Here is a 26,964-nt window from a genome sequence, read left to right on the forward strand (position 1 = left end):
GGCTACTAAAATAGCCCGGATCCCATTTTTTCGAGGAAGGTACACCCTGTGGTGCGACGCCGCGACAACCGCGCCCAAGGACCGGGCACCCCTGCCCGGTCCGAGCCAGCTGCCCGGCATGCCGAGGACGCCCGGCTGGGCAATGCCCGGCACCTGAATATCCGCCACATGCCCGCATGGCTCAAGGTGACCACCGCCGTGGTCGCTGTGGTCCTGGCCAGCGGACTGGCCTTTGCCGGCTACTGGTACTTCAGGCTGCAGTCCAACATCTCCACGGCCGCACTCGGCGCCGGAAGCAGCCGCACCGACACCACTGACGACGCCACCGGCAGGCTGCAGATCCTGATTCTGGGCTCGGACACCCGCGACGGCAAGAACTCCAATTACGGCAGCACCGCGGATTCCACCGGCTACGGCAACTCCGACGTCATGATGCTCATGGATATCTCGGAGGACAACAAGCGGGTCAACGTCATCAGCTTTCCGCGCGACCTGCTGGTTGACATCCCCAAATGCACCGACCAGAAGACCGGCAAGCAGTACCCGGCCCGCAGCGGCATCATGATCAACGAGGCCATGAAAGAGGCAGGCATCGGCTGCGCCGTGGACACCGTCAACAAGCTGACCGGCATGGAGGTGGACCACTTCATGATGGCCGACTTCAACGCCGTCAAGGAACTCTCGAATGCCGTGGGCGGCGTCTCGGTGTGCATCAGCGATGCCGTCTACGACCCCGACTCGCGGCTGCGGCTGCCCAAGGGCACCTCGCAGGTGCAGGGCGAACAGGCCCTTGCCTTCCTTCGCACCCGCCACGCGTTCGGCGACGGCGGCGACCTCGGCCGCATCAAGGCGCAGCAGGGCTTCCTGTCCTCGCTGACCCGGAAGATCAAGGATGACGGCACCCTCTCCAACCCGGCCAAGCTGCTGAACATCGCCGACGTCATCACCAAGAACCTCACAGTCGATGACGGGCTCGCCTCGGTGCCGGCGATGATCACCATCGCCAACCGGCTCAAGACGATCGACGTCGGCAAGGTCGCCTTCGTGGCGATGCCGACAGTTCCTGCCGCCAGCGATCCCAACCGGCTCGAAGCCGCGCCGGCCGCCGGTCAGCTGTTCGCAGCACTGCGTAAGGACGTCGACCTGACGGACCCGGACGGGAAAGCCACCCCGTCAGCGACGCCCAAGCCTTCGGCCAGCCCCACGCCGAGCGCCACGCCCAAGCCCACGGCGACGGCGGCGCCGTACGACAAGGCGCTGCAGCCCATCACCGTGGCCAACGGAACCGGCACGGGCACCAGGACCCAGGAAATCGCTGACGCGGTTGTTGCCGGCGGCTTCAGCCAGGTGGGGCAGCTGGAGGCCGACACCATGGCGAAGACCATGGTTTACTACGGGCCTGAGTTCGCGGACGTCGCCGCCGACGTGGCGGCCCTTTTCGGCATTCCGGCCGCCCAGGTGGCGCCGTCGTCGGGCGTCGCTGGCGTGCAGCTGTACCTGGGCACGGACTTCCCGTCCGGGACCAAGTACGGCAAGACCACCGTACCCAAGGACATCGTTAACCAGACCGCGAGCGACACCGTCTGCCAGAAAGCTAATCCGGAGCTGGTCACCCAGTAGCTTGACCGGATAGCAGCTCGCAAGCGGTACAGGCAGCACACAAAAAATGCCGGGCCGCCCCTAACGGGGCAGCCCGGCATTTTTCTGCTTTTACCAGATGCTGACGCGCTCCGCCGGCGGCATCCACATGCCGTCCTCCTCCGTGACGCTGAACGCGGCATGGAAGGAGTCCAGGTTCTTGGCGATCGCGTTCGTGCGGAACTCATTGGGGGAGTGCGGGTCCGTGGCCAGTCGCCGGATGGCTTCCTCGGTGCGGATCACCTGGCGCCAGCCGGCCGCCCAGGACGCGAAGAAGCGCTGCTCACCGGTCAGCCCGTCGAGCAGGGGAGGTTCCTGGCCGTCGAGGCTGAGGCGGTAGGCCTTGTGCGCGATGGTCAGGCCGCCCAGGTCGCCGATGTTTTCGCCCAGGGTGAGCTTGCCGTTGACGTTGTGGCCCGGCGCGGCGTACGGGGACAGCGCGTCGAACTGGTCCACGAGGCGTCCGGTCAGCGCTTCGAAGGCCTTGCGGTCGTCCTCGGTCCACCAGTTGCGCAGTTCGCCCTTGCCGTCGAACTGCGAGCCCTGGTCATCGAAACCATGGCCGATCTCGTGCCCTATCACGGCCCCGATGCCGCCGTAGTTCACCGCATCGTCGGCGTCGGCCGTGAAGAACGGCGGCTGCAGGATGGCCGCCGGGAAAACGATCTCGTTGAGCATCGGGTGGTAGTAGGCGTTGACGGTCTGCGGCGTCATGAGCCACTTGTTGCGGTCCACCGGCTTGCCCACCTCGTCGAGGTGGCGGTCGACGTCGGCGTTGTGGGCGCGTTCGACGTTCCCCAGCAGGTCTGCGGGGTCGATCACCACCGCCGAGTAGTCGATCCACTCGTCCGGGAAACCGATCTTGGCGCGGAACGCCCCGAGTTTCCGTAGTGCCTCGGCTTTGGTGTCCTCGCCCATCCATTCCAGGCCGCTGATGCTGTCCCGGTAGGCCTCGATCAGGTTGCCCACGAGCGTCTGCATGCGGGCCTTGTGGCCCTCCGGGAAGTGCCGGGCCACATAGATCTGGCCGACGGCCTCGCCAAGTGCTGCCTCGACGACGGCGACACCACGCTTCCAGCGGTCCTTGTTCCGCGGGGTGCCGCTGATGGTGGTTCCGTAGAAGGTGAAGTTCGTGTCCACGAAGGCGGACGAAAGGTAGGGTGCTGCGGAGTTGATGACCCGCAGGGCAAGCCATTCTTGCCACACGGGCAGTGACTCCGAGGTCAGCAGCGCGGCGGCGCCGGCGAAGAAGTCGGGGGTGCTGACCACGATCTCCTGCCGCTTCTCGGCAGCGATGTCCGCGGCGTCAAACCAGGTGTCCAGCAGCGGGAACAGTTCGCTTGCCTCGTCTGCCGACTTCAGGTTGTAGGTCTTCTGCGGATTGCGGAGCGTGACGTTGTCCCAGTGGTGCGAGGCGAGGGCGGTTTCCAGTGCCACCACCCGGGCCGCGGCATCCTCGGGATCGGCCACGCCGGCCAGGCCGAACATGGTGCCCACGTAGTCCCGGTAGGACTGCACCACCGGGGCGAACTTCTCCTCACGGTAGTAGGACTCGTCGGGGAGGCCGAGGCCGCCCTGGCCCGTGTACAGCAGCACGCGGTCGGGGTTTCCGGCGTCGGGTGCCGGGTAGATGTAGAAAAGCCCCGACACATCGGCGCGGAAGAGCCGGCCTGCCAGTGCCAGCAGTTCCGAAATGCTGGCCGTGGCGAACACCTCGGCCAGACGTCCGCGGATGGGGTCCATACCCTTGGCCTCTGCGGCTGCCTCATCCATGAAGCTGCTGTAGAGGTCGCCGATCTTCCGCTCAATGCCGCTGGCCCCGGACCCCTTGGCGGCGGCTTCTTCGATGATTTCCCGGACGGCCAGTTCGGAGCCGTCGCGCAGGGCGGTGAAGGTACCTTCCAGCGGGCGGTCGTCAGGGATGGTGGTGTCCTTCAGCCAGGCGCCGTTCACATGCTGGTAGAGGTCGTCCTGTGGCCTCACGCTGCGGTCGATGTTTGACAGGGCGATCCCCGAAATTGGCACAGGAGCTCCTTCGATGAGCTGCGGCCGGCACTTTCACCGGTGCAGCGTCTGCATGGTGGACGTAGCTGGAGGTGTTGCTCCTTCATCTTACGCACCCGTGTTACTGTGAAATCGTGCGTGCAGAGCTCCTTCTTCTTAGCTGCCGCGGCGAGGCCTCAGACGCGATCTAGCGCAAGGCCCACCCTCGTCGCGGAGTTTGTGTTGCCCGGCCACCCTTTCACTCAGGAATCACAGAAAAGGCCAGATTAATGCGAAACGCACAGAAGCCCTCGGGAATGCCGATCCACCGCTACGTCCCCTTCCAGGACCAGATCAAGGTCGATCTGCCGGACCGCACCTGGCCGGACAAGCTCATCACCACGGCCCCGCGCTGGTGCGCAGTGGACCTCCGGGACGGCAACCAGGCACTGATCGACCCCATGAGCCCGGCCCGCAAGATGAAGATGTTCGACCTGCTGGTCCGAATGGGCTACAAGGAAATCGAGGTCGGCTTCCCTTCGGCGTCGCAGACCGACTTCGACTTCGTCCGCCAGCTGATCGAGGGCAACCACATCCCGGACGACGTCACCATCCAGGTGCTGACCCAGGCCCGCGAACACCTCATCGAGCGCACCTACGAGTCCCTGGTGGGCGCCAAGCAGGCCATCGTGCACCTGTACAACTCCACCTCCGTCCTGCAGCGCCGCGTGGTGTTCAACCAGGACGAGGACGGCATCCTGGACATCGCCCTGCAGGGCGCCCGCCTCTGCAAGAAGTACGAAGAAACGCTGGCTGACACCGACATCACCTACGAGTACTCGCCCGAGTCCTTCACCGGCACGGAGTTGGAGTACGCCCTCCGCGTCTGCAATGCCGTCGCCGACGTCTTTGAGGCTTCCGCCGACCGCCAGGTGATCATCAACCTGCCGGCCACCGTGGAAATGGCCACCCCGAACATCTATGCGGACTCCATCGAGTGGATGAGCCGCCACCTGCACCCGCGCGAAGGCATCATCCTCTCCCTGCACCCGCACAACGATCGCGGCACAGGCGTGGCCGCAGCCGAGCTGGGCTACCAGGCCGGCGCTGACCGCATCGAGGGCTGCCTGTTCGGCAACGGGGAGCGGACCGGCAACGTTGACCTCGTGACCCTCGGCCTGAACATGTTCGTGCAGGGCGTCGACCCGATGATCGACTTCTCGGACATCGACGACGTCCGGCGCACCGTGGAGTACTGCAACCAGCTGCCGGTGGCAGAGCGAGCCCCCTACGGCGGCGACCTCGTGTTCACCGCGTTCTCCGGATCCCACCAGGATGCCATTAAGAAGGGCCTCGAAGCCCTGGAGAAGGACGCGGCGGCCGCTGGCAAGGATGTTAGCGACGTCACCTGGCAGGTGCCCTACCTGCCCGTGGACCCGAAGGACCTCGGCCGCAGCTACGAGGCCGTGATCCGCGTCAACTCGCAGTCCGGCAAGGGCGGGGTGGCCTACCTCCTGAAGAACGAGCACAGCCTGGACCTGCCGCGCCGGGCGCAGATCGAATTCTCCGGCGTCATCCAGCGTCGCACGGATACCGTGGGCGGGGAGGTCAGCGGTGCGCAGCTGTGGCAGCTGTTCCAGGACGAGTACCTGCCTTCCGCCAAGGCGGAAAGCCAGTGGGGCCGGTACTCACTCGGCTCGGTGAAAACCGAGGCCGACGAGGATGGCTCCATGACCCTGCTCGCCTCCCTGGGCGTGGACGGCACCCACGTCAGCCGCACCGGAACCGGCAATGGCCCCATCGCCGCGCTGCTGGACATCCTCGGTCAGGACGGTGTAGACGTCCGGGTCCTGGACTACAGCGAGCACGCCCTGTCCGAAGGCGGCAGCGCCCTCGCCGCGGCGTACGTTGAATGCGCCGTCGGAGAGCGTGTCCTGTGGGGCGTCGGCATCGATTCCAACACCAGCACCTCGGCGCTGAAGGCGGTCATCTCCGCTGTGAACCGGGCCATCCGGGACGCCCAGGCCTGAGATTCCTGACAGGTGCGCCGCCGGTTCACGCCGACGGCGCACCTGTATCCGGGAGTCAATGGGAAGATTAAGCGTGGTCCAATCATTTGCAGCGCGCAGCTACCGCGACGACGCCGTGGTGCTGCGCACCCACAAGCTGGGCGAGGCGGACCGCATCATCACCCTGCTGACCAAGCATCACGGCCAGGTCAGGGCAGTGGCGAAAGGAATCCGGCGGACCACCAGCCGGTTCGGCGCCCGCCTTGAACCCTTCATGGTGGCAGACCTGCAGCTCGTGTCCGGCAAGACCCTCGACATCGTGACGCAGGCCGTCGCGAAAGGGGCGTACGGGGGCAACATCGCCGCGGACTACGGGCGGTACACGGCGGCTGCGGCCATGACCGAGACCGCCGAAAAGCTGACCGACGTCGACGGTGAAGCCGGGACCGCCCAGTACAACCTGCTGGTGGGCGCCCTGGCGTCGCTGAGCCGCGGGGACCACGCGCCGGAGCTGATCCTGGATTCCTACCTGCTGCGGGCCTTGTCGACAGGCGGCTGGGCGCCGAGCTTCACCGACTGCGCGCGCTGCGGCGCGCGCGGACCGCACACAGCCTTCTCCGCCCCACTCGGCGGCATGGTCTGCGGTGACTGCCGCCCGCCGGGGTCCTCGGCGCCGGCACCGGAGACGGTCTCCCTGCTGGGTGCGCTCCTCACGGGGGACTGGCCGACGGCGGATGCTTCCCTTTCGGTCCACCGCAGGGAATCTGCGGGCCTGGTGGCAAGTTATCTGCAGTGGCACCTGGAGCGTGTCCTGAAATCCCTCAAACATGTGGAGCGTACCTAACAGTGTCCTTGGGAAAGAAGACGAGTCCTGCCCGGCGCCGCACCGCCCCGGTGGTGGCACCGTACCCGCATCAGTCGGGGGCGGTAGCGCCGTCGATTCCGGCCGAGTTCGTGCCCCGGCATGTGGCCATCGTGATGGACGGCAACGGCAGGTGGGCCAACCAGCGCGGCCTGCCGCGCATCGAGGGCCACAAGGCGGGGGAGCCGGCACTGCTGGACGTCGTGGCCGGCGCCATTGAGATGGGCATCGAATACGTCAGCGTGTACGCCTTCTCCACGGAGAACTGGCGGCGGTCACCCGAGGAAGTGCGCTTCCTGATGGGATTCAACAAGGAGGTGCTGCGCAGGCAGCGCAACCAGCTGGACGAATGGGGCGTGCGGATCCGCTGGTCCGGCCGGCGTCCGCGGCTCTGGGGTTCGGTCATCCGGGAACTGGAGGAGGCCGAGGCGTACACCGCCGGGAACAGCACCTGCACCCTGACCATGTGCGTCAACTACGGCGGCCGCGCGGAAATAGCAGACGCAGTGTCCGCCATTGCCCGCGACGTTGCCGACGGCCGGCTCAAACCCGGCGCCATCACCGAGAAAACCATCCAAAAGTACCTCGACGAGCCGGACCTTCCCGACGTCGACCTCTTCCTCCGCAGTTCCGGTGAACAGCGCCTGTCCAACTTCATGCTGTGGCAGTCCGCATACGCAGAGTTCGTTTTTATGGACACCCTGTGGCCCGACGTCGACCGCCGCACCCTTTGGGATGCCGTGGAGGTCTATGCAAAACGGGACCGCCGGTACGGCGGTGCGGTGGACGCCGCCCAGGCCCTCTAGCAACCGGGCCCTCCAGCAACCGGGCCCTCCAGCAACCGGGCCCTCCAGTTAGGCGGCGTAGCCCCTGATCCAGCGGGCCAGCCGCCGGTAGGCGTCGGCCCGCACGTCGGCGCGGGAAAGGAACACGTCGTGGAGGGCTCCGTCGATGCGCTCCACGGTGACGCTCCTGCCCAGCGACATGGCACGGGCGGCAATGATGTTGACGTCCAGCACCGCGTCGGTCCGTCGCATTTCCTCGTTCCACACGAGGCCGTTCTCACTGGCCGCCGACAGCAGGACCAGAACGGGCGCCCCGATGCCCAGGCCGCGCGCCACCCTGGCCTGGCCGGCCAGGATGGCGCTGAGCCAGGCGGCGCGCACCGGAAAGGCCAGGGGCGGCCGGTAGGCATCGTCCAGGGTCCACTCGCCCTCGGCCGAACTGCTGATGCTCCGCCAGTAGAAGCCGCGCTCCGGCAGCCTGAGCACGGCCTCGGGCCGCAGCCGGGCGATCGGCTCCACCATGGTCCAGGCCGCGCGACGGACCAGCGCGCTGCGGTGCATTTCCAGCCAGGGACTGTTCAGGACCAGGTGGGAAAAAGCGCCGGGATTGCGGCTGGCCCAGAGTGCTGCCACGAGGCCTCCCGTCGAATGGCCCATGAGGGCGAGCCGCTGGGGGTCTGCGCCGGCGGATTCGGCGATCATTCCCACCGCGGTGCCGATTTCGGCGTCGTAGTGCTCGAGATCCGCGACGTAGCCGCCGGGGGTGTCCGGCTGGAGGCTGCGGCCGTGGTTGTGCATGTCCAGAGCAAAGAACTCGAAGCCCTGGGCGTCCCAGAACCGCGCCAGTTCGATGTTGAAGAAGTAGTCGCTCCAGCCGTGCAGGAAGAGCACCGCCTTGCGCAGCGCCGCGGAACGTGCGTCCGGGGCGTCCGGGGGAGTGAAACGGACCAGCGTCGCCCGGCGGCGGATACCGTCCGCGCCCGCGGCCTCGAAGGCACAGGATTCGAACCCCGGCCCCAGGATGTCGCTCTGCCACTCCATGCCACCAGCGTAGGCTTTCCGGTCGCCGCCGGGGTGGGGTTGTGTCAGCCCGGTTTGGTCTGCGCCGCCGAAGGCGGAAAACTAGAGGCATGCGCGTATACCCCACTTTTTTCAGGCTGGCCTTTTCATGGATGGACGCCGAACGCGCCCACAAGATTGGTTTCAAGGGGATCCGGCTGGTCCATTCCGTGGGGGCGGGACGCCTGCTGGAGCGGTTCACGGCACCGCCGGCGTCGCTGCAGACGAACGCGCTCGGCCTGACCTTTCCGTCGCCGTTTGGCCTGGCCGCCGGTTTCGACAAGGAGGGTCACGGGATTGAGGCGCTGACCGAACTTGGATTCGGCCACGTCGAGGTGGGCACCATTACTGGCCAGGCGCAGCCCGGCAACGAGCAGCCCCGGCTGTTCCGGCTGATTGAGGACCGTGCGGTGATTAACCGGATGGGATTCAACAACGACGGCGCCGCTGCCGTGGCTCCGCGCCTCAAGTCCGCCCGGGCCGCGCTGCAGCGCCGCCACGCCAGGCTGAGGCCCGTGATCGGCGTCAACATCGGCAAGACCAAAGTGGTTGAGCTCGAGGACGCCGTGGAGGATTACCTCATCAGTGCCCGCAGCCTCGCGCCGGCGGCTGACTACCTTGTGGTGAACGTCAGCTCGCCGAACACGCCCGGGCTGCGGCTCCTGCAGAACGTGGAGACGCTCCGGCCGCTGCTGAAGGCAGTGGGGGAGGAGGCGGACAAGTCCGCGGGCAGGCACGTCCCGCTGCTGGTCAAGATCGCTCCTGACCTCACCGACGAGGATGTTGACGACGTCGCCCGCCTGGCGATGGATCTGGGCCTGGATGGCATCATCGCCACGAACACCACTATCGGCCGCGACGGGCTCAGCTCTGCAGCGGACAAGGTGGACGCGTGCGGTGCCGGTGGTTTGTCCGGCGCTCCGTTGAAGAGCCGTTCGCTGGAGGTGCTGCGCCGGCTGAAGTCGGTCACCCAGGACCGGCTGACGCTGATTTCCGTGGGCGGCGTGGAGTCCGGCCGCGACGTCCAGGAACGGCTGGACGCCGGCGCTACCCTGGTCCAGGGCTACACGGCCTTCCTGTACGAGGGGCCGTTCTGGGCGTCCCGGATCAACCGGGAACTGGCCAGGAACCGCCAGAACGTGCGGTAGACGCCAGAACCCCGCCGACGTTAAACACAGCAGCCCGGCGGTAACCCCCGCCGGGCTGCTGTGTTGAGGTCCGGGACCGCCGCCTGAGGGGCTGTGCCTCAGGAGGAAAACGGGGAATCAGGAGGGGTACTGCCCGCGGCGGACCTGGGGCTTGGGCAGGCGGAGCTTCCGGAACTGCAGCGACCGCATGGAGCCGTACCAGACGGTGCCGCGCTCAACCTCGCCAAACTTATCGGCGAGCCGCCTGCGGAGCTTGCGGGACAGGATGAACACGTCCACGAATACTGCCAGGAACATCACCCAGAAACCGCCCAGCACGTAGACCATCGAGTTGCTGCTGGCCGGAACGACGAGGGAGACGACGACGAACACCAAAGCACCGAACATCAAGTACTCGCCGAGGCTGAAGCGGGCGTCCACGTAGTCACGGGCAAACCGCTTCTGCGGGCCCTTGTCGCGGATAGGCAGGAACCTTTCGTCGCCGGTGTCCAGTGCCTGGCGCGCCTTCAGTCGCTGCTCCTGGGCGGCGGCACGCTCCGCTTCTTTGGAGGCCTTGCGGTCCTCCGGCACGAGCGGGCGCTTGCGGGCAGCCTCCTGTGCTTTGCGCTTGGGCGTGGGTGCGCCTTTGCCTGCTATCGCGGCCGCCTCGGCAGCCTGCTGGTCAACTAAATCCTGCGCCGCTGGCGCTTCCTTTTTACGTCCGAACACCAGACCAGAATACCTTGGCAGGATGTGCCCCCGGTCATGCCCCGGCAGCCCGCGGAGCGCCGTGCTGCGGCACGCGCGGGTGCGAGGACTGCAGTGTTTGTTGTGGCCTGTGACACAGGTAGTGTTTGGCCATGACTACATTCCCGGCAGCGACCCCGCAACAATACGGCGACTCCGTCGCTGGCATCGACGCCGACACCGTGCGGGCCGCCGTTGACGCGGCCTTTGACACCACAGTTGCGCAGCTGAAGGACCTGGTGGCCATACCCGGCATAGCCTGGCCCAGCTTTGACCCCGCCCCGCTGGACGCCAGCGCCGAGGCCGTCGCCGCGCTGGTCCGGGCAGCCGGCATCGGGGATGTACGGATCCTGCGCTGTGACAAGGAAGACGGCACGCCCGGCGGGCCCGCCGTGGTGGCCCGCCGCGAGGCGGCGCCAGGCAAGCCGACCATCCTCCTTTACGCCCATCACGACGTCCAGCCGCCCGGGGATCCGGCGTTGTGGGAGTCCGAGCCGTTTACCGCGGTCGAACGCGACGGCCGCCTGTACGGGCGCGGCGCTGCCGACGATAAGGCAGGGATCATGGCTCACGTCGCTGCCTATGGGGCTGTGACCCGGGTGCTCGGCGATGAATTCGGACTGGGCGTCACGCTGTTCTTTGAAGGGGAGGAAGAGGCCGGTTCTCCGACCTTCAGGAGGTTCCTTGAAACCCACCGCGAACTGCTCCGGGCGGACGTCATTGTGGTGGCCGACTCGAGCAACTGGAAGGTGGGCGTGCCGGCGCTCACCACGAGCCTGCGCGGACTGGTTGACGGAACCATCGAGGTGCAGGTCCTCGATCATGCCGTGCATTCGGGCATGTTCGGCGGACCGGTGCTCGATGCGCCCACCCTGCTCTCCCGCCTGATCGCCACACTGCACGACGACGATGGCAGCGTGGCGATTGCCGGACTGGTGAGCCGGGATGAAGTTGGCGTGGATCTGACGGAGGAGGAGTACCGGGCGGACTCGTCAGTGCTCGACGGCGTGAGGCTGGCCGGCACGGGAAGCATCGCGTCTCGCATGTGGACCAAGCCGGCCCTGTCAATCATCGGCTTCGATGCACCGGCCGTCAGCGTTGCATCCAACACCCTGCTGCCCCGCGCCCGGGCCAAGTTCAGCCTGCGGTTGGCCCCCGGCCAGGACCCGGCGGAAGCCATGGACGCCGTGCGCCGGCACGTGGAAACGCACGCACCCTTCGGCGCCAAGGTGACGTTCACCCCGGGGGAGAGCGGCAACGCGTTCCAGACGGACACCGGTTCCGCAGCTGCGGGGTTCGCCTTGTGGGCGCTCGGCGAGGCCTGGGGCGTTCCGGCCGTGGAGATGGGGATCGGCGGCTCCATTCCGTTCATCAGCGATCTGACCGAGCTGTATCCCGAGGTCCAGATCCTGGTGACGGGCGTGGAGGACCCGGATTCGCGTGCCCACTCCGCCAACGAGTCACTGCATCTCGGCGACTTCCGCAAGGCCGTGGTTGCCGAGGCCCTGCTGCTGGCGCGGCTGAACGCGGAGGGCCTGCGCTAGCGGGCTCCGGGGGGGGAACAACTGAGGGCCCGTGAGGGTTACGCCTGAAGTTAGAGCTCCGCGCCGGATCGACGTAGCATGTAGCTATAGCCCGTACCGTTTCCGTAGGGGCGGGCACCGTGCAAGCGGGGCAGCCACAACCGTCGTTAGTAAGGTAGGCCAATGAGCACTACGACCAATGAAAACAGCACCGAATCCACCGGCACGGCCAGTGAGGAACTGGCGAGCCACGAGGTTCAGCTGACTGACGTTGCAGCGGGCAAGGTCCGCAGCCTCCTGGAGCAGGAAGGCCGCACCGATCTTCGCCTCCGCGTAGCCGTGCAGCCCGGTGGCTGCTCCGGCCTCATTTACCAGCTGTACTTCGACGAGCGCCTCCTCGAAGGTGACGCAGTACGCGACTACGACGGTGTCGAGGTGGTCGTCGACAAGATGAGCGTGCCGTACCTCAGTGGTGCCAGTATCGACTTTGAAGACACCATCTCCAAGCAGGGCTTCACCATCGACAACCCGAATGCGGGCGGCTCATGCGCTTGCGGTGATTCGTTCCACTAAAGGGTCAGTAGGCCCTTCGTGAACCTCTTGGCGGCGCCGGTGAAAACCGGCGCCGCCACACGGTGGGGACATGTGGGCGAAAACCTGCGGGGAGCGGTAAGCTCTACACCGAGTAGTAAAACTTTTAGTGTGCCCGGGAAGCTTTTCGCCGCCCTGGCAACAGCAACAAGTAGGAAGGGCCGTCTGTGAGTTCGCAGAACCGAACCGGCAGCCGACGCAAAACGATCACTATGATCACTGGCTTGGCATCTGCCGGCGCGTTGGTTTTGACTGGATGTTCGCCAGAGGTAGAGAAGGGGTGGCTGCCCACCGAGCGTGGCACCACCAATCACACTGACCGCATCATGGACCTCTGGGTCAACTCATGGATTGCCGCCCTCGTGGTGGGCATCATCACTTGGGGCCTGATCGTCTGGTGCCTGGTGGCCTACCGCCGCCGCAAGGGCACCGTGGGTTTCCCGCGGCAGACCAGCTTCAACCTGCCCCTTGAGGTCTTTTACCTGACGATCCCGCTCTTCATGGTCCTGGTGTTCTTCTACTTCACCGACCGTGACCAGCAGGCGATCGATGACCGCTCTCAGCCGGCCGACGTCGTAGTCGACGTCCGCGGCAAGCAGTGGGCTTGGGACTTCAACTACAAAAAGGGCGACGTCGTCACCGAGGACCTCCACGAGGCCGGCGTTCAGGCGCACCTGACGGGTGAAGCGATCGACAAGGAGAAGCTCCCCACGCTGTACCTGCCTGTCAACAAGTCCGTTGACCTGGAACTGAACTCCCGCGACGTGATCCACTCCTTCTGGGTTCCCGCGTTCCTGCAGAAGCGGGACATGATCCCGGGCAAGACCAACTACATCCGCTTGACCCCCACCAAAGAGGGCACCTACGACGGCAAGTGCGCCGAGCTCTGCGGTGAGTACCACTCCGAGATGCTGTTCCGCGTCAAGGTTGTTTCCGAGTCCGAGTTCCAGGCTCACATGAACCAGCTTCGCCAGGACGGCAACACGGGCCTGCTTGGCTCTGAGTACGACCGCAACCCGAACCTGAACGAGAAGAAGTAAGGGAAGCGAAGTGGCTACTTACACGCAGACCCCCGGGATCCTTGAGGCTCCCGTAGTCCCCAAATCCAAGGGGCGCATCGTCGTCAACTGGATCACCTCCACCGACCACAAGACCATCGGGTACATGTACCTGATCGCGTCCTTCGTGTTCTTCTGCTTCGGCGGCGTGATGGCCCTGCTCATCCGCGCCGAGCTCTTCGAACCTGGCATGCAGATCCTGCAGACCAAGGAACAGTACAACCAGCTGTTCACCATGCACGGCACGGTCATGCTGCTCATGTTCGCCACCCCGCTGTTCGCCGGCTTTGCCAACGTGATCATGCCCCTGCAGATCGGCGCACCGGACGTCGCGTTCCCCCGGCTGAACGCGCTGGCCTTCTGGTTCTTCCTGTTCGGCTCCACCATCGCCGTTTCCGGTTTCATCACCCCTCAGGGTGCTGCATCGTTCGGCTGGTTCGCCTACGCACCGCTCTCCAACACCACCTTCAGCCCCGGCGTCGGCGGTGACCTGTGGGTCTTCGGCCTGGCACTGTCCGGCTTCGGCACCATCCTGGGCGCGGTCAACTTCATCACCACCATCATCTGCATGCGTGCTCCCGGCATGACCATGTGGCGCATGCCGATCTTCACCTGGAACACCCTGGTTACTGCCATCCTGGTCCTGATGGCATTCCCGCCGCTGGCCGCAGCCCTCTTCGCGCTCGGCGCGGACCGCCGCTTCGGTGCCCACATCTTCGACCCGGAGAACGGCGGCGCCGTTCTGTGGCAGCACCTTTTCTGGTTCTTCGGCCACCCCGAGGTGTACATCATCGCACTGCCGTTCTTTGGCATCGTGTCCGAGATCTTCCCGGTCTTCAGCCGCAAGCCGATTTTCGGCTACAAGGGCCTGGTCTACGCGACCATCGCCATCGCGGCCCTCTCGGTGACCGTCTGGGCGCACCACATGTACGTCACCGGCTCCGTGCTGCTGCCGTTCTTCTCCTTCATGACGATGCTGATCGCGGTTCCGACCGGTGTGAAGTTCTTCAACTGGATCGGCACCATGTGGCGTGGTTCCATCACCTTTGAAACTCCCATGCTGTGGAGCATCGGCTTCCTCATCACGTTCCTCTTCGGCGGCCTGACCGGCATCATCCTGGCCTCCCCACCGCTGGACTTCCACGTCTCCGACTCCTACTTCGTGGTGGCGCACTTCCACTACGTGGTGTTCGGCACCGTGGTGTTCGCCATGTTCGCGGGCTTCTACTTCTGGTGGCCGAAGTGGACGGGCAAGATGCTCAACGAGCGCCTCGGCAAGATCCACTTCTGGCTCCTGTTCCTGGGCTTCCACGGCACCTTCCTGATCCAGCACTGGCTCGGCGTTGAGGGCATGCCGCGCCGCTACGCCGACTACCTGCCGGAGGATGGCTTCACCTGGATGAACCAGTTCTCCACGATTTCCTCATTCGTCCTGGGTGCGTCCCTGATCCCGTTCTTCTGGAACGTGTACATCACCGCACGCAGCTCGGAAAGGGTTCAGGTGGACGATCCCTGGGGCTTCGGAGCTTCCCTGGAATGGGCCACGTCCTGCCCGCCGCCGCGGCATAACTTCACCTCCCTGCCGCGCATCCGTTCGGAGCGTCCGGCACTGGACCTGCACCACCCTGAGCTCTCCCAGTCACACACCATTGAGTCGCCGGCACCTGCAGCATCAGTGCTCGGCAACGCCGATCAGAAGGACGCTGCGCAATGAGAATCGAGTCCTGGATTTTTGGAGCGGGAGTCTTCTTCTTCGTTCCGGTTTCCATCATCTATGGCTTCCTTACCCACTGGTCCGAGTGGGTCGGAACCCTGGGCATCCTCCTGGTGGGCGGCCTGGCGGGCATGATCGGTGCCTACCTCGGCTTCACCGGGAAGCGCGTGGGCATGCGCCCCGAGGACCGTGCGGATGCCGAAATCCACGAAGGCGCCGGCGAGCAGGGCCACTTCAGCCCCTGGAGCTGGTGGCCGTTGGTTCTGGGCCTCTCCTGCGCAGCAGGGTTCCTCGGCCTAGCCGTCGGCTTCTGGATCGTCTTCATCGCCGGTGGTATGGCGGTAGTGGCCCTCGTGGGCTGGGTCTACGAGTACAGCCGCGGAGACCACGCACACTAGCAGTTCAGTTCCAGGAGAACGACGGCGGGCCCCACCTTTTGGTGGGGCCCGCCGTCGTTCTCTTTGTATTTAAGCCAGCCCTAGTTGGCTTTCTGCGACGCCAGCAGGTCAACGAGACCGGACAGAGCCGCCTCGGCCTCCCCAAGGCTTCGGCCGGCAGGCAGGGCTGATTCCTTCACGGCCAGTTCCACTTCGCAGCCGCAGTTGAAGTCGGCCGTCATGACCTCAAGCAATGAGCGGGCGTCGACGGCGTCAATGCCGTCCTTGCGGATGGTCACCGGTAACCCTGTGTCCGTCACGGCCCGTACGAACACCGCTGCCGGGCGGGCGTGCAGGCCGATGGCCGCAGAAACGATTGCCTTACGAACGGGCAACTGGACTCCTTTGTCTTGGACGGGATGGCACATTGGGGGGAAGCCGCCGTCGTCTTTCATTTTGTTCGTCTCTAAGAATATCGGCCCCTCCGCCGCCTCTCTGACGGGGGCGGACCTGGTCTAGACCTGTTGGCGGATTGGCTTACCCTTAATCTGTGAACATGCAATACAGGGGCGCCCGCTGTGGCGGCTAACGTGGCCGGCATCGCCGGTGAAATCGACAGGACCAGCGGGACCCCAATCTACGTCCAGCTCCGCGAGATCCTCAGGACCTACATTGCAACGTCCTGCCCGCCAGGCTCGGCGTTGCCTTCCGAGCGGGACCTGGCTGAGCGCTTCGGACTGGCGCGCATGACTGTCCGCCAGGCCATCGACGCCCTCGTGGGGGAGGAGGTCATCGAACGGGTGGTGGGCCTGGGCACCTTTGTCCGGAAACCGAAGCTGGACCTGCAGGTCAAGCTGACCTCCTACAGCGAGGAGATGCAGCGCCGCGGTATGGTGCCGGCTGCGAAGGTGCTGAGCTTTGAGCAGATCGCCGCCAGCGCCTTCCTGGCCCGCGAACTCCAGCTGGAGGAAGGAACGCCCCTGGTGCGCTTCCGGCGGCTTCTGTTGGCCGACAATGAGCCAATGAGCGTGGATGAGAACTTCATCCCCGCCCACCGGGTGCCGGGGCTTCTCGACGGCGAGCCGCCCACCTCGCTCTACAACGTCCTGAGCGAACAGTTCGGCCTGGTCATGGAATGGGGCGAGGACATGATTGAGGCCACGGCGGCGTCGCCCTCCACCGCGCGGCTCCTCAACGTCGAGATCGGCGCGCCGCTGCTGAAGATCCAACGGCACGCGTTCGTCGCCCGGGCCATGGTGGACTACTCCGTCTCCTATTACCGGGCCGACCGCTACAAGCTCTGGGTGCCGCTGCAGCGGCCCGGCGTCCGGCCCACCCGCAACTACGCGTCCGGTTACCGGCAGCAGTAGCCGGAGCGGCTGCTGCCTTCTTCACGGACACTGCGTTTGCTTTAGGGATGCACAATCCGGATGGAGAAGCCGGACACAGAATAGGCCCGGTCCTGGTGGACCGGGCCTATTCTGTGTGTTGCCAGCGGTGAAGCGTTGCCCAGGGGCCTGGCTTCTAAGTGGCCTGGCTCTTAGTGGCTGAGGGTCTTCTGTCCCTCGCCGGCTTCGACTGCCTCGTGGTGGCCGTGGCCGGCTTCAAGCTCGGCAGGCGTTGCCGGAGCGACCCTGTCCTCGAAGAACCAGCGGGACAGCTTGGCGCGGCGGTTTTCCTTGCGGGTCACCACACCGTGCTCGTTCGGCTCCGCGGGCAGGGGTGCGAGCGACTCGAAGCCAACCAGCTTGTAGCGCTTGTACTCGTCCAGCGGGGCGTGCACCTCAATGAACTCGCCGTGCGGGAGGCGGACGATGCGTCCAGTCTCGCGGCCGTGCAGGGCGATTTCACGGTCCTTACGCTGCAGGGCCAGGGCCACGCGCTTGGTGACAGCGAAAGCGATGAACGGGCCTACGAAGAACAGTGCACGCAGCCAGTAAGTGACGTCATTCAATGCCACGTGGAAGTGCGTGGCGATGAGGTCCGAACCGGCGGCTGCCCACATGACGCTGTACCAGGTGAAGCCGGCTACACCGATCGCGGTACGCGTGGGAGCGTTCCGGGGACGGTCCAGAACGTGGTGCTCCCGGTTGTCCTTGGTGATCCAGCGCTCGATCCACGGGTAGGTGAACAGCACGGTAAAGATGATGCCAGCCGGAACAAGTGCCGGAAGCAGGACATTCAGCGTGAGGACGTGGCCAAAGATGATGTATTCGAAGTGGAAGCCGCTGACCACACCGGGCATCAGGCGCAGGGCACCGTCGACAAAGCCGATGTACCAGTCAGGTTGGGTGCCTGCGGACACGGGGGAGGGGTCGTACGGTCCGTAGTTCCAGATCGGGTTGATGGTGAAGAACCCGGCCATGAGCGCGATGACACCGAACACGATGAAGAAGAAGCCGCCGGCCTTCGCAGCGTAGACCGGACCCAGGGGGTAGCCGACGACGTTGCGGTCGTTGCGGCCCGGGCCGGGGTACTGCGTGTGCTTGTGGACAACCACCATGAAGAGGTGGATGACGATCATGAGAAGGATCAGCGCCGGCACGAGCAGGATGTGCAGCGTGTAGAGGCGGCTGATGATGACCGTGCCGGGGAACTCTCCACCGAACAGGAAGAAGGAAATGTAGGTGCCGATCACGGGGATCGACTTGATGACGCCGTCGATGATGCGCAGGCCGTTACCGGAGAGCAGGTCGTCAGGGAGGGAGTAACCGGTGAAGCCGGCAGCCATCGACAGGATCAGCAGGACACCGCCCACCACCCAGTTCATTTCACGGGGCTTGCGGAAGGCGCCGGTGAAGAACACACGGAGCATATGCACCGCCACGGAGGCCACGAACAGCAGGGCAGCCCAGTGGTGGACCTGGCGCATGAACAGGCCGCCGCGGACGTCGAAGGAGATGTCCAGCGACGAGCTGTAAGCGACGGACATTTCCACGTTCTTCAGCGGCGTGTAGGAGCCGGCGTAGTGCGTCTCCGCCATGGACGGATCGAAGAAGAACGTCAGGAACGTGCCGGTCATGAGCAGGATGACGAAGGAGTACAGCGCCACCTCGCCGAACATGAAGGACCAGTGGTCCGGGAATACCTTGCGGCCGAATTCGCGGAGGATCCCGGATCCGCCGACGCGCTCGTCGACGAAGTCAGTAATGCGTCCGACTTTGGTGTTGGCTACGTAGGCGGGGGCTTCAGCTCTTGATGCTGCGCTCATGCTCATCACGCTCCCAGTAACTTGGTCCTACAGGTTCTTTGAAGTCGCTGGTAGCGACCAGATAGCCCTCGTCGTCAACTGCGATGGGCAGCTGGGGGAGCGGGCGGCTGGCCGGGCCGAAGATAACCTTGCATTCCTGGGTCAGGTCGAAGGTTGACTGGTGGCACGGGCACAGCAGGTGGTGCGTCTGCTGCTCGTAGAGGGCAACAGGGCAACCGACGTGGGTGCAGATCTTGGAGTAGGCCACGATGCCGTTGTAGCCCCAGTTCTCGCGTCCCGCGGAGGGGTTCAGCGAGGCCGGGTCGAGGCGCATAAGCAGAACGACGGCCTTGGCCTTTGCGTTGAGCTTGCCTTCCTGCAGTTCGTTGAGGCCTTCCGGGATGACGTGGAAGGCGGAACCGATGGTGACGTCCGAGGCCTTGATGGGGGTGCCATCGGGGTCGCGGGTCAGGCGCTTGAGCTTTCCGTCCAGCGGGGCCCACATGGTGTGCGCCAGCTTGTCGTCGGGACGGGGACCGAGGTCGCCGAAGACTGCCAGGGCGGGCAGCGGCGCGAGGGCCACTGCGCCAAGCAGGGTGTTCCGGATGAGGGGACGGCGCTTGATGCCCGTCTCCTCCACGATGTCGTCAACGATGCGGACGGCGGCCTGGCGGTCATCCTCGGTGCGGATTGCGTGGCGTTCCTCGGAGACTTCGTGGTCCGGCATGAGGGCCTTGGCCCAGTGCACGATGCCGGTGCCAATGCCGAGCATGGCAAACGCTGTTCCGATGCCGAGCAGTGCATTCTGCAGCCGGATCGTGGCTACGCTGGAGTCGTCTCCCAGGTCGATGGCGAAGTACGCCACCAGGAAGATTATGGTTCCAACGACTGAGATTGCGAACAGTGCGGCAACCTGCCGTTCTGCCCGTTTGGCGGCCTTCGGGTCCGTGTCAGCCAGGCGCAAGCGGTGCGGGGGAATTCCAGGATCCTGGAATTTCTCCACCTCATGCTGACCAGCCGTAGCTACGGTGCCCGAGTGGTTCGGACTGCCGTCACTATGGTTGCCCATGATTCGCCTCATCCTTCTCTCGTCTCGGCCTTCGCCGAGTTAATGTTCAGTTCCAAACCTGCCGAGTGATCAGCAGGACATTCTTACTTGTGCCGGATTGGCTAGGACGTACGGGACGTCAGCCAGATCGTGAAGGCGATGATGACGCCCAGGCCGGCGATCCACACGAACAGGCCTTCGGAAACGGGGCCCAGGGCACCCAGGTCAGCGCCGCCCGGGGAGCCGTTGGCTTCAATCTGCTTCAGGAAGGTGACGATGTCGCGCTTGCCCTCGGGGGTGATGTTCGAGTCGTTGAACACCGGCATGTTCTGCGGACCGGTGGCCATGGCTTCGTAGATGTGCTTGCCGGTGACGTCGGCCAGCGCCGGGGCGAACTTTCCGCGGGTCAGCGCACCGCCGGCCGCCGCAGCGTTGTGGCACATGGCGCAGTTGGTGCGGAACAGCTCGCCACCCTTGGCGGCGTCGCCCTTCTCGTCGAGGTATTCGTCGGCGGGGATAGCAGGACCTGCGCCCAGCGAGGAAACGTAGGCAGCCAGCTGGTGGGTCTGCGTGTCGTTGAACTGGGCCGGCTTCTTGTAGGCCTGCGGGCCGTTCATCTGCATGGGCATACGGCCGGTGCCAACCTGGAAGTCAACAGCGGCGGCGCCGACGCCAACCAGTGAGGGTCCCGCCTGCGATCCGCTGGCACCCATGCCGTGGCAGGTGGCGCAGTTGGCTTCGAAGAGCTTCTGGCCTTCCTGGGTATCGCTCGCGGTGAACTCTGCAGTGCTGGCTTTGGCCTCGTTGACGGTGGTGGCAACGGCGTACAGCCCACCAGTGAGGATGAGGCCCATCAACAGCAGGGCTATTGCTGCCAGTGGGTGACGTCGCTTCTGCGAGAGTGCCTTCACGTGGTGGTTCCTTTATTCGATCGTGCGTCGGCTCCGTGAGCCGCTTCTTGAAATTCGTTCTCTTGGAGAAGAGGGGGAAAAGTCCGGACTACTTGAGGACGTAGATGACCAGGAAGAGGCCGATCCACACGACGTCCACGAAGTGCCAGTAGTAAGAGGTGACAATTGCCGAGGTCGCCTCGAAGTGACCGAACTTCTTGGCGGCGAAGGAGCGGCCCATGATGAGCAGGAACGCGACCAGGCCGCCGATGACGTGCATGCCGTGGAAACCGGTGGTCATGTAGAAGGCAGAGCCGTAGGCGTTGGAGGACAGCGACACGTGCTCCGAAACCAGCATGGCGTATTCGGTGGTCTGGCCGGCAACGAAGAAGGCGCCCATGAGGAAGGTCAGGGTGAACCATTCGTTCATGCCCCAGCGGGTGAACTGGAGGGGCCCGCCGCTGCGTCGCGGCTGGAGCCTTTCGGCGGCGAAAACGCCCATCTGGCAAGTGAAGGAACTTGCCACGAGGACGATGGTGTTAACGAGCGCAAAGGGGAAGTTGAGCTTTGCCGTCTCTTCCGCCCACAACTGGCCGGAAGTGGACCGGAGTGTGAAGTACATGGCGAAGAGACCGGCGAAGAACATCAACTCGCTGGAGAGCCAGACGACGGTCCCGACGGAGACCATATTCGGGCGGTTCAGCGTGGGGTGCGCGGGGGTACTGGGGGCATGGGTCGCAGATGTCACATAGACATTATGTCTGTAAAACTTCGGCTTGCCCAACGCAAACCGCCTTTTGCGGAGACTTTTTCTACAAAGACGCGAAATCGCGCTGAAAAGTTCCCGGCGGTGTTCATATTGGTCTTTGCGACAGGCACCTCGATAGCATCAGGAGGTGACTTCACAGGTATCGGCACCGGCGGCAGGGAACACCTGGCCGCGCCTCATCTCGGCACTGTTGAACGGTGAACACCTGAGCGCGGACAGTACGGCTTGGGCCATGGACACCATCATGTCCGGGGCTGCCACGCCCGTACAGATCGCCGGTTTCCTGGTGGCGCTGCGGGCCAAGGGCGAGACTGTGGAGGAAATTGCCGGCCTCGTTGACGCGATGGTGTCCCATGCCAACCCGATCTCCATCTCCGGTGAAAAACTGGACATCGTGGGCACCGGCGGTGACCAACTCAACACTGTCAACATCTCCACCATGGCCGCACTGGTTTGTGCCGGGGCAGGTGCGAAGGTCGTTAAGCACGGCAACAGGGCGGCGTCATCGTCGTCCGGATCCGCGGACGTCCTGGAAGCGCTGGGCGTACGGCTCGACCTCCCCATCGCTGACGTCGCCCGCAACGCGGAGGAGGCCGGCATCACGTTCTGCTTTGCCCAGGTTTTCCACCCGTCGTTCCGCCACACCGCGGTGCCCCGGCGTGAGCTCGCGATTCCCACCGCCTTCAACTTTCTGGGCCCCCTCACCAACCCGGCTCGGGTCCAGGCATCCGCGGTCGGCGTGGCGAACGCCCGCATGGCGCCGCTGGTGGCCGGCGTGCTGGCGCGGCGCGGCAGCCGCGGCCTGGTGTTCCGGGGAAGTGACGGCCTGGACGAACTGACCACCACCGGGCCGTCGACGGTGTGGGAGATCCGCGGCGGGGAAGTGACGGAACAGATGTTTTCACCCCGGGAACTGGGGATTCCTGCGGCGACTGTCGAGCAGCTGCGAGGCGGAAACGCCCAGGAGAACGCCGGCGTCGTCCGCAATGTCCTGGCCGGGGAGGCCGGACCGGTCCGGGACGCCGTCCTGCTGAACGCGGCGGCAGGCCTGGTGGCCTACGACCTGGAGGCCAAGGGCCCCCTTACTGACCGGATGCGGCGCGCGATGGACCGGGCTGCTGAGTCGATTGGCTCAGGCGCAGCCGCCGCCGTCTTGGAGAAATGGGTCAGCCTCACGCAGGCTGCCTGAGGCGTCGAGAACAGGGGGACTCGCCGAGCACAGAGGGGCCGGGCACCTGCAGGTGCCCGGCCCCTCTGCCGTAAGAGCGATCTGCTATTCCTCGAACCCCAGCGCGAAGGCGGCATCGAGGTCGTGCTGGGAGTAGGCACGGAAGGCAATGTGCGTGGTGGTGTGCACGACGGCGGGCACCTTGGACAGCTTGTCGGCGATGACGTCCGCGAGATCTTCGTGCTGGGCCACGCGCACAACGGCGATCAGGTCCCATTCCCCCGTCACTGAGTAAACCTCGCTGATCCCCTCAATGGCGGATATCTCCTCGGCCGTTTCGGGGATGCGCGAGGCGTCTGTCTTGATCAGGACGAATGCGGTGATCACTGTGAACCCTTCCGGATCTGTTGAGCGCTGTGCTGCCAGCCTAATACATGGGCAATGCCGTCCATGGCGGCCACCCGCCGAGCCGCACAGCGGCTAGCGAAGGACCGCGGGAGTCAGGCCCGGCGGCGTGCCCGCAGGCGGAGAACGACGGCGACAATCAGGCGGTAGCCCAGCAGGAACCCCGCCAGGCTCAGCAGGGCCACGATGACAAACGGCAGGACCACGGTCTGTCCCGTGAGCGCCCGCAGCGCCATTCCGATGGCCACGGTGCCCAGCCACACAGCCACCCCTGCCGGCCACAGCGCCAAGGGCCGCCGCCAAAGACGAAAAAGCAGCCAGGCCTCGGCCGCGCCGGCCAGGAACGGCCAGGCAGTAGCCAGGACCCCTGTCACTGATTCGCCGCGCGCATGGGCGTCGCGGCCAATGGCGGCGAAGGTCAGGATGAGGACGAAATCCGCCGCTGCTGCGGCTGCTGTGAGGGCCGGAACCGCCCGTGTTCCGGAACGGTCTGTTGTGGAAGGCATGCCTCCGAGCCTATCCGTTTTTGGCGGCTCTTGCCCCGCCCGGAATATCCGGTGAGCATGACAGGCAGCAACAATCAGCACCGCGCCAAGGAGGCCGGATGAAGCTCACCCAGATCGCGCAGCATGCCGAGGATCTTGACCGGGCGGCGGAGTTCTACACCGCACTGCTGGGCTCTGCCCCGGCGGCGGTCTTCGACCCGCCGGGACTGCTGTTTTTCGATCTCGACGGCGTCCGGCTCCTTCTGGAGCGGGGTGCGCCGTCGTCGATGATTTACCTCAGCGTCCCCGACGTGCAGCAGCGCGTGGCTGAGCTGGAGTCCAGGGGAGTTGAGGTGGTGGGCGCGCCGCATGTGATCTTCCATCACGATGATGCACGGCTCGGGCCGGCAGGGACTGACGAGTGGATGGCGTTCATCAGGGACAGCGAAGGGAACACTGTCGGACTGGTGAGCCATGCGTTCGACGGCGGTGCGCCCGCCTGATGCTGGACATCGCCGGACTCCAGCGGGCTAACGACGGCCGGTAGTTACCCGGGCATCTGCCCCACCCCCCGACCCCAAGGTTTTCCCAAGGTTCGTCAGTACCCTAAGGGCGGGGGACTGAACAGGTCGCGTAGGCGGGGCGCTGCGAATGCTGCAAACCGAGGTGAGGTCATGCTGTGGAGGCGAAAGCTGGCAACGGCTGTCATCGCTGCCGTCACATTCAATGTGGTGGCAGTGAATCTGAATGGCGATTTCTCCGTCGGGGAAATTAACGCCGCGGCCGCCGTGGCCGTCGTACCGAGAGATGGCGTCCAGGCCGCCATCCTGCGCAAATGGGGCCCCGTGGTGGCCGGCGACGAGTTCAACTATGTGGGGGCGCCCAACCCGGCCAAATGGAAGGCATACGACAGCGTGGGCCATGCCGGCAAGGGGATCCGCAGCCCGAAGGCGTTGAAGGTTGCCAGCGGGGCGGCGTTCATCACCGGCGACGCCCATGGCACCACCGGCGGGATGTCCGCGAAGTTCGCCCAGCAGAAGTACGGCCGCTGGGAAACCAGGATGAGGACCACCGTGCGGGATTTGGAATACCATCCGGTGGCGCTGCTGTGGCCCAACAACAACAGTTCACCGAACTGCGCCGAGGTTGACTACGCGGAGGCGCTGGCCAATCCCAATGTGATCAAGTTCAGCCTGCACTACGCCTGCACCAAGTCCAACTATCAGAGCAGGGCGGCCAAGGCCATCGACCTTACCCAGTGGCACAACTACGCCGTCGAGTGGACCCGGACCGGAATCACCGGCTACATCGACGGGGTCCCGTGGTACACCGATACGAACCCCGCCCACCTGCCGGCCGTGGGAATGCATCAGACGCTCCAGCTCGACTGGTTCCCGGACGGAACCATCACCAGGCAAACACAGTTGATCGTCGACTGGGTGCGCGTTTACCGGTAGCACGGACCGGAAAGCTCTCCGGGGGACGACGGCGGGAGGTCCCGCCGTCGTCCGTTGTCTGTCCGGTCGTTTTTCTGTCAGGGAGTGGCGTGGTATGCCTTGACCCGCTGTTCCACCACGATATGGATAAGGGCGAAGACGCGGTCGTCATCAATGGCGGCAAGTGCCGCGTCCAAGGCGGCCGGAACGTCGCTGTCCTTGGTGACAGTAATGCCGAAACCGCCAAAGGCCGTGGCCATCATGCCGAAATTGGGATTCTTCAGCTGGGTACCGGACACGCGTTCGGGATAGTGCCGCTCCTGGTGGGTGCGGATGGTGCCGTACTCCTGGTTGTCCATCACAATAACCAGCGGCGTGGCGCCGTACTGGGCGGCGGTGGCAAGTTCCTGGCCGTTCATGAGGAATTCCCCGTCACCAGCGATGGTGACCACGCGCCGCCGTGGTTCCGCGAGTGACGCCGCGACGGCCGACGGGATGGAGTAGCCCATGGAACCGTTCCTGGCACTGAGCATAGATGCGTAGCGGCGGGTGGGGAAGTACCGGTGGGCCCAGTTGGTGTGCTCGCCCGCTCCGAACGTCACCAGCGCGTCCTCCGGCAGTGCGGGGACCAGGTTTGCCATCAAGGTGTCCATCCTGGCCGGACCCGCGGCGGGAGTGCAAGAGGGGAGCGCGGCAAAAGCCTCCTGCTCGGCCCTCATCCGGCTTGTCCACGCCTTCCACTCATCCTTCACTGGCAGGTCGATGCCGGCCAGGTCGCGGACAAAGGCCTCCGGTTTCGCCAGGATCTGCCGCGAGACAGGACCGGAACGGCCGCGGAGCGAAGGGTCGACGGTGACCAGAAAGTTTTTCTTGCCCCAGTCCTGCCGGCAGACGAATCCGTCCGTAATCACATCCCCCGGGACGGTGCCCACAAATACCAGAAGGTCGGTTTCCTCGAGCAGGTCGAAGGTGGGGCGGGGGCGACCGTACCCGATGGGCCCCACATAGGACGGGGAGTCAAAGGAAACGGTTCCTTGGGTGCGCCATTCCGCTGCTGCTGGAATCTGGTGCCGCTCCAGCCAAGCGGTGAGTTGGTCAGCAGCCGACTGGGTCCAGTCGTTGCCGCCCGTCACAAAAAGAGGTTTGCTGGACGAGGCCAGCGCAGCACTCAGGGCTTCGGCATCGCTGCTGCTCATGCCACCGGCTGCCACCGGGATTGCCGGGTGGAGTGTCGGATCGACCAACTGCCGAAGGATGTCCTCAGGCAGGCCCACCACCACGGGCCCTGGCCGGCCGCTCATAGCCGCAAACATTGCCTCCGCCACGATCTCGGATGCCCGGTCCGCGTGGTCAAGGACCATGACGCGCTTGGCGCCGGTATCGAACCAGGCTTTGATGTCGAACTCCTGGAAGGCCTCGCGGTCCCGGTGCGCGAACGGAATCAGGCCCACGAAGAGGAGCATCGGCGTCGAGTCCTGCCAGGCGGTGTGCAGTCCCACGTGCGCGTTGGCTGCGCCCGGTCCCCGGGTAACCATCGCCACTCCGGGCAGTTGGTTCATTTTTCCGTCGGCCTCTGCCATGTACGCTGCCCCGCCCTCGTGCCGGCACACGATGGTTTCCATCTCCGAGTTGTTGTGCAGGCCGTCGAGTACGTCGAGGAAGCTTTCACCGGGAACCACGTAGGTGCGTTTCACGCCATGGGCAGCGAGGGAGTCAACAATTACATGCCCTGCGGATTTCATGCCGGTGTGCGACGGTGCGGTGCTGTTCCCGGAGCCAGTCTGCTGGAGCTTTTGGTCGTTGAACTGCCCCAGATCAGAGGGGACATCGGTTGCGGTCAAGGTGGACTGAGACTCTGTTGTCATGTGCTTTCTTTGGTTATTGGATGGGCGGGTGTTTGTGAGGATGCGGACTGTTATCTGAGTGGCGTCGGGTTGGCGATGACGGGGGTCATGCCGGTGAAGCCTTCGCGGGCTTCGGCGATCTCGTGGATGCGTTTGCGGCAGGCGTACCAGCCGGCCACCATGAGGGCGATGGCGATGAGGGTGACCAACAGTGTCAGTGGTGAGTCGATGAAGACCATGACGAGCACGCCGATGA

Annotated in this window: 25 protein-coding genes and 1 pseudogene; 14 read left to right on the top strand and 12 right to left on the bottom strand. The window is 65.0% G+C overall.

Going from position 1 to position 26,964, the window contains the following annotated elements; genetic code table 11:
• Window positions 1-48 precede the first annotated feature (48 nt).
• Entirely contained in the window at window positions 49-1,620 is a 1,572-nt protein-coding gene (locus AC1DFE_RS08315) for an LCP family protein (protein ID WP_476905421.1), read from the top strand.
• A 90-nt stretch (window positions 1,621-1,710) separates the two neighbouring features.
• Here AC1DFE_RS08315 and AC1DFE_RS08320 read toward each other — a convergent pair whose 3' ends face one another.
• On the bottom strand, window positions 1,711-3,663 hold the full coding sequence (locus tag AC1DFE_RS08320) for a M13 family metallopeptidase (protein WP_476905422.1): 1,953 nt from the start codon (window positions 3,661-3,663) through the stop codon (window positions 1,711-1,713).
• 248 nt (window positions 3,664-3,911) lie between these two features.
• Here AC1DFE_RS08320 and leuA point away from each other — a divergent pair, with 248 nt between their 5' ends.
• Genes leuA through AC1DFE_RS08335 form a run of 3 tightly spaced genes read left to right on the top strand, consistent with a single transcriptional unit; the run spans window position 3,912 to window position 7,298 of the window.
• Entirely contained in the window at window positions 3,912-5,651 is a 1,740-nt protein-coding gene (gene leuA / locus AC1DFE_RS08325) for a 2-isopropylmalate synthase (protein WP_476905423.1), read from the top strand.
• A 58-nt stretch (window positions 5,652-5,709) separates the two neighbouring features.
• Window positions 5,710-6,474 carry a DNA repair protein RecO gene (gene recO, locus AC1DFE_RS08330; protein WP_476905424.1) on the top strand — a complete coding sequence of 255 codons (765 nt, stop codon included), beginning with the start codon at window positions 5,710-5,712 and terminating at the stop codon, window positions 6,472-6,474.
• Between the two features lie 2 nt (window positions 6,475-6,476).
• Window positions 6,477-7,298, top strand: a complete 822-nt coding sequence (locus AC1DFE_RS08335; protein ID WP_476905425.1) for an isoprenyl transferase — start codon at window positions 6,477-6,479, stop codon at window positions 7,296-7,298.
• Between the two features lie 48 nt (window positions 7,299-7,346).
• Here the strand turns inward: AC1DFE_RS08335 and AC1DFE_RS08340 are convergent, their stop codons facing one another.
• Window positions 7,347-8,318 (bottom strand): alpha/beta hydrolase, encoded by a 972-nt coding sequence (locus tag AC1DFE_RS08340; protein ID WP_476905426.1) that lies wholly within the window; start codon window positions 8,316-8,318, stop codon window positions 7,347-7,349.
• Window positions 8,319-8,407: 89 nt separating this feature from the next.
• Between AC1DFE_RS08340 and AC1DFE_RS08345 the strand changes: the two genes are divergently transcribed.
• On the top strand, window positions 8,408-9,484 hold the full coding sequence (locus AC1DFE_RS08345; RefSeq protein ID WP_476905427.1) for a quinone-dependent dihydroorotate dehydrogenase: 1,077 nt from the start codon (window positions 8,408-8,410) through the stop codon (window positions 9,482-9,484).
• Between the two features lie 117 nt (window positions 9,485-9,601).
• On the opposite strand, the gene AC1DFE_RS08350 is transcribed toward AC1DFE_RS08345, so the two are convergent.
• The gene (locus AC1DFE_RS08350) at window positions 9,602-10,192 is read right to left on the bottom strand and encodes a DUF3043 domain-containing protein (protein WP_476905428.1); all 591 of its coding nucleotides are present in this window, start codon (window positions 10,190-10,192) and stop codon (window positions 9,602-9,604) included.
• A 131-nt stretch (window positions 10,193-10,323) separates the two neighbouring features.
• Between AC1DFE_RS08350 and AC1DFE_RS08355 the strand changes: the two genes are divergently transcribed.
• The 5 genes from AC1DFE_RS08355 (at window position 10,324) to AC1DFE_RS08375 (ending at window position 15,494) form a co-directional block, all read left to right on the top strand.
• Complete coding sequence (locus AC1DFE_RS08355; protein WP_476905429.1) at window positions 10,324-11,754, top strand: M20/M25/M40 family metallo-hydrolase; 1,431 nt, start codon at window positions 10,324-10,326, stop codon at window positions 11,752-11,754.
• A 162-nt stretch (window positions 11,755-11,916) separates the two neighbouring features.
• Complete coding sequence (locus tag AC1DFE_RS08360) at window positions 11,917-12,306, top strand: HesB/IscA family protein (RefSeq protein WP_476905430.1); 390 nt, start codon at window positions 11,917-11,919, stop codon at window positions 12,304-12,306.
• A 185-nt stretch (window positions 12,307-12,491) separates the two neighbouring features.
• The gene (gene ctaC, locus AC1DFE_RS08365; RefSeq protein ID WP_476905431.1) at window positions 12,492-13,364 is read left to right on the top strand and encodes an aa3-type cytochrome oxidase subunit II; all 873 of its coding nucleotides are present in this window, start codon (window positions 12,492-12,494) and stop codon (window positions 13,362-13,364) included.
• Window positions 13,365-13,374: 10 nt separating this feature from the next.
• A complete protein-coding gene (gene ctaD / locus AC1DFE_RS08370) occupies window positions 13,375-15,096 on the top strand; it encodes an aa3-type cytochrome oxidase subunit I (protein WP_476905432.1) in 1,722 nt (573 codons plus the stop codon).
• Window positions 15,093-15,494, top strand: a complete 402-nt coding sequence (locus AC1DFE_RS08375; protein ID WP_476905433.1) for a cytochrome c oxidase subunit 4 — start codon at window positions 15,093-15,095, stop codon at window positions 15,492-15,494. The genes ctaD and AC1DFE_RS08375 overlap by 4 nt, the downstream gene beginning before the upstream one ends.
• Window positions 15,495-15,574: 80 nt before the next feature.
• Here AC1DFE_RS08375 and AC1DFE_RS08380 read toward each other — a convergent pair whose 3' ends face one another.
• Entirely contained in the window at window positions 15,575-15,868 is a 294-nt protein-coding gene (locus tag AC1DFE_RS08380) for an HPr family phosphocarrier protein (protein ID WP_476905434.1), read from the bottom strand.
• 183 nt (window positions 15,869-16,051) lie between these two features.
• Here AC1DFE_RS08380 and AC1DFE_RS08385 point away from each other — a divergent pair, with 183 nt between their 5' ends.
• Complete coding sequence (locus AC1DFE_RS08385; RefSeq protein WP_003800861.1) at window positions 16,052-16,843, top strand: GntR family transcriptional regulator; 792 nt, start codon at window positions 16,052-16,054, stop codon at window positions 16,841-16,843.
• Between the two features lie 170 nt (window positions 16,844-17,013).
• Here the strand turns inward: AC1DFE_RS08385 and qcrB are convergent, their stop codons facing one another.
• The 4 genes from qcrB to ctaE all read right to left on the bottom strand — a co-directional run bounded on the left by qcrB (window position 17,014) and on the right by ctaE (window position 21,349).
• Window positions 17,014-18,684, bottom strand: a complete 1,671-nt coding sequence (gene qcrB, locus AC1DFE_RS08390) for a cytochrome bc1 complex cytochrome b subunit (RefSeq protein ID WP_476905435.1) — start codon at window positions 18,682-18,684, stop codon at window positions 17,014-17,016.
• On the bottom strand, window positions 18,662-19,732 hold the full coding sequence (gene qcrA, locus AC1DFE_RS08395) for a cytochrome bc1 complex Rieske iron-sulfur subunit (RefSeq protein WP_476905436.1): 1,071 nt from the start codon (window positions 19,730-19,732) through the stop codon (window positions 18,662-18,664). Before qcrA ends, qcrB begins: the two co-directional genes overlap by 23 nt.
• A gap of 101 nt (window positions 19,733-19,833) precedes the next feature.
• On the bottom strand, window positions 19,834-20,622 hold the full coding sequence (gene qcrC, locus AC1DFE_RS08400; RefSeq protein WP_476905437.1) for a cytochrome bc1 complex diheme cytochrome c subunit: 789 nt from the start codon (window positions 20,620-20,622) through the stop codon (window positions 19,834-19,836).
• An 88-nt stretch (window positions 20,623-20,710) separates the two neighbouring features.
• The gene (gene ctaE, locus AC1DFE_RS08405; protein WP_476905438.1) at window positions 20,711-21,349 is read right to left on the bottom strand and encodes an aa3-type cytochrome oxidase subunit III; all 639 of its coding nucleotides are present in this window, start codon (window positions 21,347-21,349) and stop codon (window positions 20,711-20,713) included.
• Between the two features lie 148 nt (window positions 21,350-21,497).
• Here ctaE and trpD point away from each other — a divergent pair, with 148 nt between their 5' ends.
• Window positions 21,498-22,559, top strand: a complete 1,062-nt coding sequence (trpD, locus tag AC1DFE_RS08410; RefSeq protein WP_476905439.1) for an anthranilate phosphoribosyltransferase — start codon at window positions 21,498-21,500, stop codon at window positions 22,557-22,559.
• 84 nt (window positions 22,560-22,643) lie between these two features.
• Here trpD and AC1DFE_RS08415 read toward each other — a convergent pair whose 3' ends face one another.
• Together AC1DFE_RS08415 and AC1DFE_RS08420 are read right to left on the bottom strand one after the other, a co-directional pair.
• Window positions 22,644-22,925: an Lrp/AsnC family transcriptional regulator gene (locus AC1DFE_RS08415; protein WP_476905440.1), complete on the bottom strand. Its 282-nt coding sequence runs from the start codon at window positions 22,923-22,925 to the stop codon at window positions 22,644-22,646.
• Window positions 22,926-23,038: 113 nt separating this feature from the next.
• On the bottom strand, window positions 23,039-23,449 hold the full coding sequence (locus AC1DFE_RS08420) for a DUF3054 domain-containing protein (RefSeq protein WP_476905441.1): 411 nt from the start codon (window positions 23,447-23,449) through the stop codon (window positions 23,039-23,041).
• Between the two features lie 98 nt (window positions 23,450-23,547).
• Between AC1DFE_RS08420 and AC1DFE_RS08425 the strand changes: the two genes are divergently transcribed.
• Both AC1DFE_RS08425 and AC1DFE_RS08430 read left to right on the top strand, forming a co-directional pair.
• The gene (locus tag AC1DFE_RS08425; RefSeq protein ID WP_476905442.1) at window positions 23,548-23,931 is read left to right on the top strand and encodes a VOC family protein; all 384 of its coding nucleotides are present in this window, start codon (window positions 23,548-23,550) and stop codon (window positions 23,929-23,931) included.
• A gap of 171 nt (window positions 23,932-24,102) precedes the next feature.
• Window positions 24,103-24,885: a glycoside hydrolase family 16 protein gene (locus tag AC1DFE_RS08430; protein ID WP_476905443.1), complete on the top strand. Its 783-nt coding sequence runs from the start codon at window positions 24,103-24,105 to the stop codon at window positions 24,883-24,885.
• 77 nt (window positions 24,886-24,962) lie between these two features.
• Here the strand turns inward: AC1DFE_RS08430 and AC1DFE_RS08435 are convergent, their stop codons facing one another.
• A complete protein-coding gene (locus AC1DFE_RS08435; protein ID WP_476905450.1) occupies window positions 24,963-26,606 on the bottom strand; it encodes a thiamine pyrophosphate-dependent enzyme in 1,644 nt (547 codons plus the stop codon).
• Between the two features lie 173 nt (window positions 26,607-26,779).
• Window positions 26,780-26,964: pseudogene (locus AC1DFE_RS08440) on the bottom strand (amino acid permease); the annotation flags it as partial.

The organism is Arthrobacter sp. 05T423, from assembly GCF_056396245.1.